This is a genomic window from Tardiphaga sp. (assembly GCF_041424195.1).
In the GTDB taxonomy this organism is placed as follows: Bacteria; Pseudomonadota; Alphaproteobacteria; order Rhizobiales; family Xanthobacteraceae; genus Tardiphaga.
The window spans coordinates 1-13,907 of the sequence record NZ_JBGMOE010000058.1 but is presented as its reverse complement, the minus strand read 5'-3'; the positions used below and the strand labels follow the sequence as shown (position 1 = coordinate 13,907).

12 protein-coding genes and 1 pseudogene are annotated in these 13,907 nt (G+C 62.2%); 4 read left to right on the top strand and 9 right to left on the bottom strand.

Features of this window, described 5'->3' with window-relative positions; genetic code table 11:
• Together atpA and ACEK02_RS09545 are read right to left on the bottom strand one after the other, a co-directional pair.
• A partial coding sequence (gene atpA, locus ACEK02_RS09550; protein WP_371421478.1) for a F0F1 ATP synthase subunit alpha occupies nt 1–1,157 on the bottom strand: 1,157 nt, incomplete at its 3' end.
• The gene (locus tag ACEK02_RS09545; protein WP_371421477.1) at nt 1,157–1,717 is read right to left on the bottom strand and encodes a F0F1 ATP synthase subunit delta; all 561 of its coding nucleotides are present in this window, start codon (nt 1,715–1,717) and stop codon (nt 1,157–1,159) included. The genes atpA and ACEK02_RS09545, both read right to left, overlap by 1 nt.
• Nucleotides 1,718–2,410: 693 nt before the next feature.
• On the opposite strand from ACEK02_RS09545, the gene ACEK02_RS09540 reads away from it, so the two are divergent.
• Nucleotides 2,411–2,902: a septal ring lytic transglycosylase RlpA family protein gene (locus ACEK02_RS09540; RefSeq protein ID WP_371421476.1), complete on the top strand. Its 492-nt coding sequence runs from the start codon at nt 2,411–2,413 to the stop codon at nt 2,900–2,902.
• 126 nt (nt 2,903–3,028) lie between these two features.
• Here the strand turns inward: ACEK02_RS09540 and ACEK02_RS09535 are convergent, their stop codons facing one another.
• Complete coding sequence (locus ACEK02_RS09535; protein ID WP_371421475.1) at nt 3,029–5,227, bottom strand: primosomal protein N'; 2,199 nt, start codon at nt 5,225–5,227, stop codon at nt 3,029–3,031.
• A 144-nt stretch (nt 5,228–5,371) separates the two neighbouring features.
• Here ACEK02_RS09535 and ACEK02_RS09530 point away from each other — a divergent pair, with 144 nt between their 5' ends.
• The 3 genes from ACEK02_RS09530 to ACEK02_RS09520 all read left to right on the top strand — a co-directional run bounded on the left by ACEK02_RS09530 (nt 5,372) and on the right by ACEK02_RS09520 (nt 7,766).
• On the top strand, nt 5,372–6,004 hold the full coding sequence (locus ACEK02_RS09530) for a carboxymuconolactone decarboxylase family protein (RefSeq protein WP_371421474.1): 633 nt from the start codon (nt 5,372–5,374) through the stop codon (nt 6,002–6,004).
• Between the two features lie 84 nt (nt 6,005–6,088).
• Complete coding sequence (locus ACEK02_RS09525) at nt 6,089–7,072, top strand: tyrosine recombinase XerC (protein ID WP_371421473.1); 984 nt, start codon at nt 6,089–6,091, stop codon at nt 7,070–7,072.
• Between the two features lie 103 nt (nt 7,073–7,175).
• On the top strand, nt 7,176–7,766 hold the full coding sequence (locus tag ACEK02_RS09520; RefSeq protein WP_371421472.1) for a DUF4337 domain-containing protein: 591 nt from the start codon (nt 7,176–7,178) through the stop codon (nt 7,764–7,766).
• A gap of 4 nt (nt 7,767–7,770) precedes the next feature.
• Here the strand turns inward: ACEK02_RS09520 and ACEK02_RS09515 are convergent, their stop codons facing one another.
• The 6 genes and pseudogenes from ACEK02_RS09515 to sucA all read right to left on the bottom strand — a co-directional run.
• Nucleotides 7,771–8,664 (bottom strand): alpha/beta fold hydrolase, encoded by an 894-nt coding sequence (locus ACEK02_RS09515; RefSeq protein ID WP_371421479.1) that lies wholly within the window; start codon nt 8,662–8,664, stop codon nt 7,771–7,773.
• Between the two features lie 28 nt (nt 8,665–8,692).
• The gene (locus ACEK02_RS09510; protein ID WP_371421471.1) at nt 8,693–9,223 is read right to left on the bottom strand and encodes a hypothetical protein; all 531 of its coding nucleotides are present in this window, start codon (nt 9,221–9,223) and stop codon (nt 8,693–8,695) included.
• 35 nt (nt 9,224–9,258) lie between these two features.
• Nucleotides 9,259–10,662: a dihydrolipoyl dehydrogenase gene (gene lpdA / locus ACEK02_RS09505; RefSeq protein ID WP_371421470.1), complete on the bottom strand. Its 1,404-nt coding sequence runs from the start codon at nt 10,660–10,662 to the stop codon at nt 9,259–9,261.
• Between the two features lie 44 nt (nt 10,663–10,706).
• Nucleotides 10,707–11,453 carry an SDR family oxidoreductase gene (locus ACEK02_RS09500; protein WP_371421469.1) on the bottom strand — a complete coding sequence of 249 codons (747 nt, stop codon included), beginning with the start codon at nt 11,451–11,453 and terminating at the stop codon, nt 10,707–10,709.
• Nucleotides 11,454–11,548: 95 nt separating this feature from the next.
• Nucleotides 11,549–12,781, bottom strand: a complete 1,233-nt coding sequence (odhB, locus tag ACEK02_RS09495) for a 2-oxoglutarate dehydrogenase complex dihydrolipoyllysine-residue succinyltransferase (RefSeq protein ID WP_371421468.1) — start codon at nt 12,779–12,781, stop codon at nt 11,549–11,551.
• 116 nt (nt 12,782–12,897) lie between these two features.
• Nucleotides 12,898–13,907 (bottom strand): annotated as a pseudogene (gene sucA, locus ACEK02_RS09490) (2-oxoglutarate dehydrogenase E1 component); the annotation flags it as partial.

Sequence of the window (13,907 nt, the reverse complement as noted above, 5' to 3'; positions counted from 1 at the left end):
TTCTTCATCGCCTTGGTCTGCGCGGCGGAGCCGACGCGCGACACGGACAGACCGACGTTCACCGCCGGGCGGATGCCCTGGAAGAACAGGTCGGTTTCGAGGAAGATCTGGCCGTCGGTGATCGAGATCACGTTGGTCGGGATGTAGGCCGACACGTCGTTGGCCTGGGTTTCGATGACCGGCAGCGCTGTGAGCGAACCATTGCCCTGGGAATCGTTGAGCTTCGCAGCGCGCTCAAGCAGACGCGAGTGAAGATAGAACACGTCGCCCGGATAGGCTTCGCGGCCCGGCGGACGACGCAGCAGCAGCGACATCTGGCGGTAAGCAACGGCCTGCTTCGAGAGATCGTCATAGATGATGACGGCGTGCATGCCGTTGTCGCGGAAGAATTCGCCGATCGTGCAGCCCGTGAACGGCGCGATGTACTGCATCGGAGCCGGATCGGAAGCGGTCGCGGCGACGACGACGGAGTATTCCATCGCGCCCTGCTCTTCGAGCACCTTCACGAACTGGGCGACGGTCGAACGCTTCTGACCGACGGCGACATAAACGCAGTACAGTTTCTGGCTCTCGGGAGCGCCAGCCACGTTCAGCGACTTCTGGTTCAGAATGGTGTCGAGCGCGATCGCGGTCTTGCCGGTCTGACGGTCACCGATGATCAGCTCGCGCTGGCCACGGCCGACCGGGATCAGAGCGTCGACCGACTTCAGGCCGGTTGCCATCGGCTCGTTGACCGACTTGCGCGGAATGATGCCCGGCGCCTTGACGTCGACGCGCATACGCTTGTCGGCCTGGATCGGACCCTTGCCATCGATCGGATTGCCCAGCGCGTCGACGACGCGGCCGAGCAGACCCTTGCCAACCGGCGCGTCCACGATCGAACGGGTGCGCTTGACGGTCTGGCCTTCCTTAATTTCGCGGTCAGCGCCGAAAATAACGACACCGACGTTATCGGTTTCGAGGTTCAGCGCCATACCACGGGTGCCGTTCTCGAATTCGACCATTTCACCGGCCTGAACATTGTCGAGGCCGTAGACGCGGGCAATGCCGTCGCCGACGGACAACACCTGTCCGACTTCGGAAACTTCAGCTTCCTGGCCGAAATTCTTGATCTGGTCTTTGAGGATCGCGGAAATTTCTGCGGCGCGGATGTCCATCAGCCTGCCTCTTTCATCGAGTGCTTGATCGAGTTGAGTTTGGTGCGAAGCGAGCTGTCCACCATGCGGCTGCCGAGCTTGACGACAAGCCCGCCGATGATGGACGGATCGACTTTCACGTTGAGCGCGACGTCCTTGCCCGTCACTGACTTCAGCGCGGTCTTGAGAGCGTCGAGATTCTTGTCACTGAGCGGCTCGGCGACGGTGACGTCGGCCGTTGCTTCGCCCTTGAACTTGGCGACCAGCGCGCGGAAGCCGCGGATCACGTCATTCACCGCGAACAAACGACGGTTTGCGGTCAGGACACGGAGGAAATTGGCGGTGATGCCGGTAATTCCGGCCTTCTCCAGCACCGAGGTCAGAGCCTTGCTCTGAACATCTGCAGCGAATACCGGGCTGCGAACCAGTCGCGCGAGATCGGCGCTATCGGCCAGCATCGCTGCGAATTTGTCGAGATCGGCCTTCACCGCATCGACGGACTTTTCGTCACGCGCCAGCTCAAACAGAGCTGTTGCGTAACGACCGGACATTCCCGAAACCGACGGATCTTCTGCTGCCACGAATTGCGCTCTTCAGGCTGTCAAACTCGCAAGGGAATAACTATCGCCCGAATGCGGCGCCTAGCGATCCAAGTCCTTGGAATTCAAGCGGGACTTCGATTTTTAGGTCACAACAAAATGTCGTGACCCGTTCAAATCGCGGCTTTGCTAACATAGCGCGCGCGCGGGTGCAACGCGACGAAAGCGTTTGATGATGCCTTGTCGCAGGCCCTCGCAAAGAATCATTTCAGGGAGATGCGGCGCGCCAATCGGGTCGCGGGCGGCGTATTGCATCGTTCGTCTCCGAGGCGGAATTTCTAATTCCGCGTGACGGTACGGGTGCCGTTTTTCGAAACACGCAGCGTCGATCGGGGCGGGTCTGCAATTGAAATCGCGGCAGGCAGCGTGGCGTGTGGCGCCTCATGTCGCCGTTTCCCGCTGCTTAACCATTTACTTACCGAATGCTATCCATGCGCGACGATCACTTCGCTATTCAGTATAGTTATGTAGTATGCAGTATATTAAGTAGTTAAAAATCTGTTAAAGCGGCTCAGTAGCCATGTTCTGTTCCATCACAAGATATTTCATCTGGTCATGGAACGATTGTGTTGCCCATTTTACGCCTCATTACGTCGTCAAACGCTCAGCCAGTGAAATTGGGACGGGGGTCCACTTACCACGTTCGTGGTAATACTGTCTGAGGGACAACAACTTATGCTGCGTTACGGAAAATCGACGCTGGGTGCCATCGCCCGGCCGCGTACGGCAATCGCTTTTATGACTGCCGCTCTTGTTCTCGGGGGAACGGTTTCAGAAGCTTCGGCCAAGTCCCGTCACCATCGTCATCATCACAGGCACCATCACGCCGCCCAGGCTTCGACGTCGCCGTTCGATGCCAATGCGTCGATCGCGCCGACCACCGGCGGCCGTAGCTTCTCGGGCGTTGCGTCCTATTACGGCAGCGAGTCGGGCAGCCGCACCGCGTCGGGTCAGCGCTTCAATCAGAATGCGATGACCGCCGCGCATCGTTCGCTGCCCTTCGGCACCAAGCTCCGCGTCACCCACGGCGGCCGCAGCGTTGTCGTCACCGTCAATGATCGTGGCCCGTTCATCCGTGGCCGCGTGCTCGACCTGTCCAAGGGCGCAGCGAGCGCGATCGGTCTGACCAGCCGTGGTGTTGGCCGTGTCGTTGCGGAAGTCATGTAAGCGCAGAGACGCACTGCGATACTGATCTCTCAAGTTTAGTAAGCGTTGCGTTGTGTCTGTGTTCAGTAAAAGCCTGCCGTCAGCAATGACGGCAGGCTTTTCTTTGATCTGTCACATGGGCGTTGCTTACAGAAAGCTCTGCGGGTCGACATCAACTTCAAGCTTGAGATTTCCCGTCGTCTTCGGTCCATGCGCCAGCCAGTCGCGCAGGTAGTGCGATAAATCGACGTTACGCGCTGACTTCACCAACAAGCGAAAACGATAGCGCCCCTTGATCACGGCGAGCGGTGCTTCGGCCGGGCCGAGCACCATGATGCGCTCGTCGATCGGCGCCATGGCGGCGAGCTTGCGTGCATAGCCTTCGGTGGTCGGCCGGTCGCCGCCTGAAATGATCAGGCTCGCCAGCCGGCCGAATGGTGGATAGCCGGCGCGCTCGCGCGCTTCGATCTCGCTGGCGTAAAAGGCTTCGCGGTCGCTGGCGATCAGCGCCTTCATCACCGGATGTTCCGGCTGATGGGTCTGCAGATAGCCGACGCCGCGGCCCTGTTCACGCCCGGCGCGGCCGATCACCTGATTGAGCATCTGATAGGTGCGCTCCGCCGCACGTGGATCGCCATTGCCGAGGCCCAGATCTGCGTCGATGACCCCGACGAGATTGAGCCGCGGGAAGTTATGGCCTTTCGCGACGAGTTGCGTGCCGATGATGACGTCGACACGACCTTCGGCGATCTCGGCCAGCTCGGTCCGCATCGCATCGATCGAGGTGATGAGATCGCTCGACAGCACCATGGTGCGCGCGTCCGGGAACAGGTTCGCCGCTTCCTCCTGCAGCCGCTCGACGCCCGGACCGACGGCGACCAGCGATTCCTCGGCCTGGCAATGCGGGCATTGATGCGGGCGATGCATCGAGAAGCCGCAGTGATGGCACACCAGCCGTTGCCGAAAGCGATGATCGACCAGCCACGCATCGCAGATCGTGCAGGCAAACCGGTGCCCGCAGCCGCGGCAGAGGGTCAGTGGCGCGTAGCCGCGGCGATTGAGGAACAGCAGCGCCTGTTCCTTGCGCTCGATGGCGATCCGGATTTTCTCGGCGAGGCGCGGTGCGATGAAGCGGCCGCGCATCGGCCCTTCGCGGCGCAGGTCGATGGCCTCGATATGCGGCATGTGTTGGCCGCCGAAGCGCGACGGCAGCGCGATGCGCTGATAGCGTCCCTTGCGCGCGTTGACCTCGGACTCGACCGATGGCGTCGCCGAGGCCAGCACGATTGGAATTTTGGCGATCGACGCCCGCACCACGGCCATGTCGCGGGCATGATAATGCGCGCCTTCGTCCTGCTTGTAGGCCTGGTCATGTTCTTCATCGACGATGATCAGGCCAAGCTTCGCATAGGGCAGAAACAGCGCCGAACGTGCGCCGACGATGACATGGGCCTCGCCATTGGCGATCGACGCCCAGTTGCGTGCGCGGGTACGTGGTGTCAGCTCGGAGTGCCATTCCAGCGGCCGGACGCCGAAGCGCTTTGAGAAGCGCTCCAGGAATTGCCCGGTCAGAGCGATCTCCGGCATCAGGATCAGCACCTGTTCGCCGCGCCTGATGACCTCCGCAACCGCCTCGAAATAGACCTCGGTCTTGCCGGAGCCAGTGACGCCGTCGAGCAGGGCGGCGTGAAAATCCCCCTTGGCGGCGAAGGTCCGCATCGCCTCGGCCGCAACGGCCTGATCGTCTGAAAAGTCCGGCTCGGCAAATGTGGGGTCAGGTGCCGGCGGCGGCAGCGCGCGGGGCATCGCTTCAATCGTAAGCGTGCCCTCATCGACGAGGCCGTCGATCACGCCTGCGCTGACGCCGGCCTCCTTGGCGGCTTCGGATTTCGCGTGCAGCAACCCGTCCGACAGGATCTCGATCAGCCGTGCACGTGCAGGCGTCATGCGTTTCGGCGCTTCGCCGACCAGGCGGACGCCCATGCGCACCCGCTCCGGGCCGAGATGTTCGCCCATGCGCAGCGTCATCTTCATGACCATGCCACGTGCGGACAGAGTGTAATTCGCCACCCAGTCGACCAGGCTGCGCAATTCCTGCTTCAGCGGCGGGACGTCGAACTTTTCGCTGACTTCCTTGAGCCGGTTATGCAGCCGCGGATCGGGATTGGCATTTTCCGCCCAAACTACCCCGATCACCTCGCGGGCACCGAGCGGCACGCTGACGACATCGCCCGGCTGCAGGTCGACGCCGCGGGGCACGCGATAGGAATAGGCCTGGTTCAGCGCGACCGGCACCAGCACGTCGACGACGCCTGAAGATATCCTGGTACGCGCAGCTTCATCCATCGGGGGAATTCAGACTCGAATTGAGGTATCCGCTAACTTAAGCTCGCGGTGCGGTCCGGACCAGTGCCGGCCGGATGGCCGGTCTTATGACCGATCATCCGCCACGACAATGAAACAAGAACAAGACCCGCAGGGAGAAACATCATGCGTCACAAGCTCGCCGGGACTCTGGCCTCACTTGTCATGCTGTCCGTTACCGCCTGTCCCGCACGGGCGCAGGACCGGATGCCGCCGATCCCGGCCGACAAATACACCGACGCACAGAAGAAAGCCGCCGATGAATTCGCCGGCGGGCGTGGCTATGAGGTCCGGGGCCCCTTCGTGCCGCTGATTCGCAGCCCGGAAGTGATGCTCCGCGCCAAGGCGATGGGCGATCATCTCAGGTTCAAGAGTGCGCTGGCGCCGCGGCTCAGTGAAATGGTCATCCTGATCACTGCGCGCGAATGGACCCAGCAATATGAGTGGGTTGCCCATCATGACATTGCCATCAAGGCCGGTCTGCGGAAGGAGATCGCTGACGCGATCGCCGACGCGCGACGACCCGTGGGGATGGCCGATGACGAAGAAGCTGCTTACGACATGTCGACCGAGATCCAGCGTTCCAGGCGTGTCAGCGATGCGACCTGGAACAGGGCGGTCGCCAAATTCGGCGAGCAGGGCGTCATCGATCTGCTCGGGATCAACGGCTATTACACGTTCCTGGCCATGACCATGAACGCGGCTCGAACGGGCTTGCCCGCCGGGGTGGGAGAGCCCTTGAAGCGGTTTCCGGATTGACGATGCCGGCGGTTCACCAAAGTGAAACGGGCAGGGTGTGATAATCCCCTCCCGTTCGCGCATGACGAACCGCAAGGCATCCCGATGGCCAAGCTTTCCGAGAAGAAACCAGGCGCACCCGCACCGATCGAGCTCATTTGCGCCGACGCTGATGTCTCGCTTCAAATGACGCGCTGGCTGTCGCATTTGCGCGCCGAGCGACGGCTGTCACCGAAGACGCTTGAAGCCTATGCGCGCGATGTCCGGCAGTTTCTGACATTTCTCGCCGAACACTGGGGCGCGCTCGTCTCGCTGCCGCGTTTTGCCAGGCTGGAGGCCAGCGATGTCCGAGCGTTCATGGCGGCACGGCGCGGCGATGACATCGGCGGTCGCTCATTGATGCGCGCGCTGGCCGGTCTGCGCTCGTTCGGACGATTTCTGGAGCGTGAAGGCAAGGGTAGCGTCGGTGCACTGTCGGCGATTCGCGCGCCAAAAATCGGCAAGAGCCTGCCGAAGCCGCTGCAGATGGCCTCGGCCAAGCGCCTGGCTGATGCGGATGAACGGGCGGGCGAAAACCGCGATCCGTGGATCTGGGCGCGCGACGCCGCGGTCATGGGATTGTTGTATGGTTCGGGCTTGCGTATCTCCGAAGCCCTTGGCCTGAAGCGCCGCGACGTGCCGGCCCCGGGCGCTGGTGACGTGCTGATCGTCAACGGCAAAGGCAACAAGACCCGCATGGTGCCGGTGCTGCAGAACGTGCTGGAATTGATCTCCGACTATGCCGCCCAGTGTCCGCACCCGTTACCCGCCGAAGGCCCGATGTTCGTCGGCGCACGTGGCGGGCCGCTCAGCCCGCGGATCATCCAGCTCACCATGGAGCGGATGCGCGGCGCGCTTGGCTTGCCCGACAGCGCCACGCCGCACGCCTTGCGCCATTCCTTTGCGACGCATCTTCTGACCCGTGGCGGCGATCTGCGCGCGATCCAGGAATTACTCGGCCACGCCTCGCTGTCGACCACTCAGATCTATACCGGCATCGATACCGAGCGACTGTTCGAGGTCTACAAGACCGCCCACCCGCGAGCGTAAGGCCGGGCAAGACCCAGCTGTAGTGGAAGTGTCATTGAGCTGCCCCTTGCGAAGTCGGTGCGGTTCGGTCAAATCGAGAGATCGACCAACCGGAGGGATCACGATGAGCGCCCACGAAAGCATGGAGCACGCCGAGCATGCCGAGCATGCGTCTGGCTCGAATAAAAAGATCGCATTGCTGATTGCGGTGATCGCACTGTTCCTGGCGCTGTCCGAGACCCTCGGCAAGGGCGCGCAGACCGAATCGATCAGCAAGAACGTCGAAGCGTCGAACCTCTGGGCGTTCTTCCAGGCCAAGAGCATCCGCCGCACCGTCGTTCAGGCGACGTCGGACCAGGCCAGACTCAGCCTCGGCCTGATGGGTGACGATGCCGCCAAGACGGCGCTGTCCAAGCAGATCGACGACTGGAAGAAGACCGCAGATCGCTATCGTTCCGAACCGGAAACGGGTGAGGGCTCCGAGCAGCTCGCCGCCCGGGCCAAGGAAGCCGAGCACGCGCGCGACCTCTCGATGGCGCGGTATCATCACTATGAAGTGGCGTCCGCCGCGTTCCAGATTGGCATTGTGCTGGCATCGGCCACCATCATCACCGGCATGATTGCGCTGGCCTGGGTATCAGGTGCACTGGCGCTGGCGGGCATCGCTTTCACCGCCATCGGTCTGTTCGCGCCGCACGCAGTGCATCTCATGTAATGACTTACGTCGAAGCGGTCCGGCATAGTTGCAGGACCGCTTCGGCGAATTCCTTGGGCGCTTCCTGCGGCACGTTGTGGCCGACGCCCGGGATCACACGGCGCTCATAGTCCGCCGTAAAATACTGGCCGTGATTCTCGGAATTCTTCACCGGCCCAACGCCGTCATCGGCGCCATGCAGCACAATGGTCGGAACATCGATCTTCGGCTGCGCTGCCAATTGCGTTTCCAGAAAAGCATAGTTTGGATCGCCGGCGACGCTGCCGGTACGATGCATGTAGGAATGCACGACCACATCGACGAAATCGTCATTGTCGAAAGCCAGCGCGGACCGTTCGAAGGTTTCGTCGTCGAATGCCCAGCCGGGCGACCACATCTGCCACAACAGTTTCGCTAGTGCGTTGCGGTTCTGGACCAGACCGTTACGGCCGCGTTCGGTATGGAAATAATACTGATACCATTGCCGCGCTTCCTGCTCCGGCGCCAATGGTCGCGCTGCGTTCGTCAGGTCCTGGATGTTGTGGCCGGTGCAGCTGACGAGACCGTGCACGCGTTCGGGCCACAGCGCCGAGACGACGCAGGCCGCGCGGCCGCCCCAGTCGTAGCCGGCGACCACAGCCTTGCCGATGCGCAGCGCGTCCATCAGCTCCAAAAGATCCTGCCCAAGCGCGGCCTGCTGTCCGGAGCGAATGGTCGCGCTGGAAAGAAACCGCGTTGGCCCATAGCCGCGCAGATAGGGCACGATGGTCCGAAAGCCGGCGGCGTTGATGATGGCGACCGCGTCGTCATAGCCTCTGACGTCGTAGGGGAAACCGTGCATCAGCAGGACGGGCAGGCCGCCCTCCGGGCCGCTGTGTTCATAGGCAATGTCGAGAAGAGGAGTTTGGATGCGCGCCAGTTCAGCCAAGTTGCTCTCCCGCCGAAGTCTACCGCGCCGAATGCGCCCGATGACGCAGCCGCTGTACCAGCCGCATCCAACGGGATGATGAATTGGAGCGGAACATCGCCATCGTGGCCTTGATGCTTGCGGTAACAGGCGCGACCAATTCGCCGGCACGGCGGCGGATGTCGAGAACGAATTCGTACAGCTTCCGAAACCAGTTCATCTGCAACAGCTTGGGTCGCGTCACATCGAAGATGAACGCGGCGACGCCGACGCCGAGAAACTTGCTGAATACGATGAGCGCGAAAGCGCTGATCCAATACTGATGCATGAGCAGCCAGGCGCCGGCCAGTTTCAACGGAAACAGCAGGATCGCCGGAATAACAAACACGACCAGCGTTAACATCGGCGACAGCCGCGCGATTCGCGCGGCCAGCCATTCCTTGAAAGCGCGCAGCGGAATCGCAGCGACGATGCGAGCGACCACCGGTTCGAGATGATCCCACAGCCACGCCTCGATCAGGAAGATCAAAGCGAGGAGGAACCATATCGGCTGCAGCACGCGTCGCATCACGCTCGTCTCCCAGCGGGCGTCGCGCCGGCCGTGACTCACATATGGATAGCGCGCTTGGCTACTGCAAATGCCGCTTCCTTTACCGCTTCGGAGCGGGTCGGATGGGCATGGCAGGTGCGGGCCAGGTCTTCCGCCGAACCGCCGAATTCCATCAGCACGCAGGCCTCGTGGATCATTTCGCCGGCTTCGCGGCCGATTATATGCACGCCGAGCACGCGGTCGGTCTTCGCATCTGCGAGAATCTTCACGAAACCATCGGTGGTCTGGTTGACCTTCGAACGACCATTGGCCGTGAACGGGAACTTGCCGACATTGTAAGCGACACCGGCAGCCTTGAGCTCTTCCTCTGTCTTGCCGACGGCAGCGACTTCCGGCGTGGTGTAAACGACACCCGGGATCACGTCATAGTTCACATGGCCAGCCTGCCCTGCGAGAATTTCGGCGCAGGCAACGCCCTCGTCTTCCGCCTTGTGCGCCAGCATCGGGCCGGCGACCACGTCGCCGATGGCGTAGACACCCTTCACATTGCTTGAGAAGTGATGGTCGATCTTGACGCGGCCGCGCTCGTCGAGCTCGACGCCGGCTTCCTTGAGCCCGAGTGCTTCGGTGTAAGCCACGCGGCCGATCGCCACGAGAATCACGTCGGCTTCGAGCGCCTCAGCAGCGCCGCCTGCGGCTGGCTCGATCTGCGCCTTCAACTTCTTGCCGGACGTATCGACGCCAGTAACCTTGGCGCCGAGCTTGAATGTCATGCCCTGCTTCTCGAGCATGCGCTGGAACTGCTTGGCGACTTCGCCATCCATGCCGGGCAGGATGCGGTCGAGGAATTCCACCACGGTGACTTCGGCGCCGAGGCGGCGCCACACCGAGCCGAGTTCGAGGCCGATCACGCCGGCGCCGACCACGATCATCTTTTCCGGCACCTTGTCGAGCGACAGCGCGCCGGTCGACGACACGATGCGCTTCTCGTCGATCTCGATGCCCTTCAGCTTGGCGACATCCGAGCCGGTGGCGATGACGATGTTCTTCGTCTCCAGCGTCTGGGCCTTGCCGTCGGCGCCAGTGACTTCGACCTTGCCGGTGCCGAGCACTTTGCCGGTGCCCATCACGACGTCGATCTTGTTCTTCTTCATCAGGAATTCGACACCCTTGACGTTGCCGTCGATGCCCTGCTGCTTGAAGTTCATCAGCGCCGGCAGATCCAGCGTGGGCGCCGAGACCTTGATGCCCATCTTGGCGAAGGAGTGGCCGGCTTCCTCAAAAAGCTCCGACGAATAGAGCAAGGCCTTCGAGGGCATGCAGCCGATGTTCAGGCAGGTGCCGCCCAGCGTGCTGTTCTTCTCGACGACGGCAACCTTCATGCCGAGCTGCGCCGCGCGAATCGCGCAGACATAGCCGCCGGGTCCGGTGCCGATAACAACGAGGTCGTAAGAGGCCATGATCAAGTCCTGTATTGTCTTCAGATGATTGGGGTGTCAGGGCCTCAGCGGCCACCGGACACGTCGAGAATGGTCGAGGTAACGTAAGAGGCCTCGTCCGACAGCAACCAGACGATGGCATTGGCGACTTCATCCGCAGTACCGACGCGCTTCATCGGCACGTTGACGGAAAGACGATGCGCGCGATCGGGTTCGCCGCCGCTGGCGTGAATTTCAGTATCGATCAAACCCGGCCGAATACCGGCGACGCGAATGCCTTCGGCCGCGACTTCATGTCCCAAGCCGATCGTGAAAGAATCGATCGCGCCCTTGGACGCAGCGTAGTCGACATAGGTGTTCGGTGCGCCCAGTTTGGCGGCCACCGATGACAGGTTGACGATGACGCCACCCTTGCCGCCGTGTCTGGTCGACATCCGCTTCACCGCCTCGCGAGCGCAGAGAATGCTGCCGGTGACGTTCACGGTCATCATGTTGGCGATGCGTTCGGCACTCATCTGATCGACACGGATGGAAGGGCCGACGATGCCGGCATTGTTGACCAGCGCACCAAGCGGCCCGAAGGCATCGGCCGCCCTGAACAGCGAGAGAATATCGGCCTCGGAGCCGACATCGCACTTCACCGCGATGGCCTTGCCATTGGTTGCTTCGATCTTCGAGACGACGTCGTTGGCAGCAGCTTCGTTGCTGGCATAGCCGACAACGACCTTGAAGCCACGCGCGGCCGCAGCAAGTGCGGTTGCCCGGCCGATACCGCGACTTCCGCCTGTGATGATGACGACGTTGTCGTTCATAACCTGCTCCAGCTTCGTTTGCGTCACTGAGCCTGCTTTTGTTCATGAACCGACGGCGTTGCCGCCGTCGGTTCATGAAGGGGAATGCGGCGAGATCACAGATCCAGAACGAGGCGGGCCGGATCTTCCAGGCTTTCCTTGACGCGGACCAGGAAGGTCACGGCTTCCTTGCCGTCGATCACGCGGTGATCGTAGGACACCGCCAGATACATCATCGGGCGAATCTCGATCTTGCCGCCGACCACGACCGGACGTTCCTGGATCTTGTGCATGCCGAGGATGGCCGACTGCGGTGCGTTCAGGATCGGCGTCGACATCAGCGAGCCGTAGATGCCGCCATTGGTGATGGTGAAGGTGCCGCCCTGCATTTCGTCGATCTTGAGCTGACCGTCACGGGCACGCTTGCCGAAATCTGCAATGGTCTTTTCGATGTCGGAGATCGACTTGGTATCGCAATCGCGCACCACGGGGACCACGAGGCCCTTGTCGGTGCCGACGGCCACGCCGACGTGATAGTAGTTCTTGTAGATCAGGTCGCTGCCGTCGATCTCGGCATTCACAGCCGGAATATCCTTCAGCGCCTGCACGCAGGCCTTGGTGAAGAAGCCCATGAAGCCGAGCTTGGTGCCGTGCTTCTTCTCGAACACATCCTTGTACTGGCTGCGCAGCGCCATCACGTTGGTCATATCGACCTCGTTGAAGGTCGTGAGCATGGCGGCGGTGTTCTGCACGTCCTTGAGGCGGCGCGCGATGGTCTGACGCAGGCGCGTCATCTTCACGCGCTCTTCGCGGGCAGCATCGTCAGCGGGCGACGGCGCACGAACCTGCACGGCGGCGGCAGGCTGATTGATCGGCGTCGGTGCCGACGCAGCCTTCTCGATCGCAGCGAGCATGTCGCCCTTGGTCACGCGGCCATCCTTGCCCGAACCGGGCACGGTGGCGGCATCGATGCCGCTCTCGGCAGAGATCTTGCGGACCGACGGCGCCAGCGGCGCGTCGACGGGGGCGGACTTCTGAGCGGGAGCAGGCGTAGCAGCGGCAGGAGCCGGGGCGGCGGGCTTCGCGGGAGCCGCAGCCGGCTTGGCGCCACCGGCGCCATCGGTGATCTGGCCGAGCAGCGCGCCGACGGCAACGGTCTCACCATCCTTGGCAACGATCTCGCCGAGCACGCCGGCGGAAGGCGCGGGGACTTCGATGGTCACCTTGTCGGTTTCGAGCTCAACCAACGGCTCGTCAACGGCGACGGCGTCGCCCGCCTTCTTGAACCAGCGGCCGATGGTGGCTTCCGTCACGGACTCGCCGAGCGTGGGAACGCGAATTTCAGTCATTGTCTGCTTCCTCTTGTGGCGTGGCGACCCGCTCGGTCATCCCTGCCTGAACTTGAAATCAATGCGGGTATGCGAACGCCCCGCGGGTGCGGGGCATTCGTCAACAGGATGGAGGCTTAGCCGAGCGCTTCGTCGAGGAAGGCCTTGAGCTGGGCGAGATGCTTGGACATCAGGCCGGTGGCGGTTGCCGCCGACGCTGCACGTCCGGCGTAACGCGGACGCTTGTGGGTGGCGTGGATCTGGTTGAGCACCCATTCGAGATACGGCTCGATGAAGTGCCAGCCGCCCATGTTGCGCGGCTCTTCCTGGCACCAGACGAATTCCGCGCCCTTGAAGCGGGTGAGCTCCTGCACCAGCGTCTTCAGCGGCACCGGATAGAGCTGCTCGATGCGCATCAGGTAGACATCATCGATGCCGCGCTTCTCGCGCTCCTCGTAGAGATCGTAATAGACCTTGCCGGAGCACAGCACGACACGACGGATCTTGTTGTCGGGCACGAGCTTGATCTTCTCGTCCGGCAGCTTCTCGGCATCGTCGAACAGCACGCGGTGGAAGGTGGTGTCGGCGCCGAGCTCGCTCAGCTTCGATACCGCACGCTTGTTGCGCAGCAGCGACTTCGGCGTCATCACGATCAGCGGCTTGCGGATCTCGCGCTTGAGCTGGCGTCGCAGCATGTGGAAGTAGTTTGCCGGGGTGGTCGGATAGACCACCTGCATGTTGTCTTCCGCGCACATCTGCAGGAAGCGCTCAAGGCGTGCGGAGGAGTGCTCCGGTCCCTGGCCTTCATAGCCATGCGGCAGCAGGCAGATCAGGCCGGACATGCGCAGCCACTTGCGCTCGCCCGACGAGATGAACTGGTCGAACAGCACCTGGGCGCCGTTGGCGAAGTCGCCGAACTGCGCTTCCCAGATCGTCAGTGCCTTCGGTTCGGCCAGCGAGTAGCCGTATTCGAAGCCGAGCACGGCTTCTTCCGAGAGCAGCGAGTTGATGACTTCGTAGTGACCCTGATCGGGCTTCAGGTGGTTGAACGGCGTGTAGCGGCTTTCGTCTTCCTGATCGAACAGCACCGAGTGGCGCTGCGAGAAGGTGCCGCGCTCGCTGTCCTGGCCGGACAGGCGAACGTGGT

Bases quoted from the DNA above. Each gene is read 5' to 3' on its own strand.
- ACEK02_RS09540 (WP_371421476.1), top strand. From the start codon at position 2,411: ATGCTGCGTTACGGAAAATCGACGCTGGGTGCCATCGCCCGGCCGCGT.
- ACEK02_RS09535 (WP_371421475.1), bottom strand. From the start codon at position 5,227: ATGGATGAAGCTGCGCGTACCAGGATATCTTCAGGCGTCGTCGACGTG.
- ACEK02_RS09530 (WP_371421474.1), top strand. From the start codon at position 5,372: ATGCGTCACAAGCTCGCCGGGACTCTGGCCTCACTTGTCATGCTGTCC.
- ACEK02_RS09525 (WP_371421473.1), top strand. From the start codon at position 6,089: ATGGCCAAGCTTTCCGAGAAGAAACCAGGCGCACCCGCACCGATCGAG.
- ACEK02_RS09520 (WP_371421472.1), top strand. From the start codon at position 7,176: ATGAGCGCCCACGAAAGCATGGAGCACGCCGAGCATGCCGAGCATGCG.
- lpdA (WP_371421470.1), bottom strand. From the start codon at position 10,662: ATGGCCTCTTACGACCTCGTTGTTATCGGCACCGGACCCGGCGGCTAT.
- ACEK02_RS09500 (WP_371421469.1), bottom strand. From the start codon at position 11,453: ATGAACGACAACGTCGTCATCATCACAGGCGGAAGTCGCGGTATCGGC.
- odhB (WP_371421468.1), bottom strand. From the start codon at position 12,781: ATGACTGAAATTCGCGTTCCCACGCTCGGCGAGTCCGTGACGGAAGCC.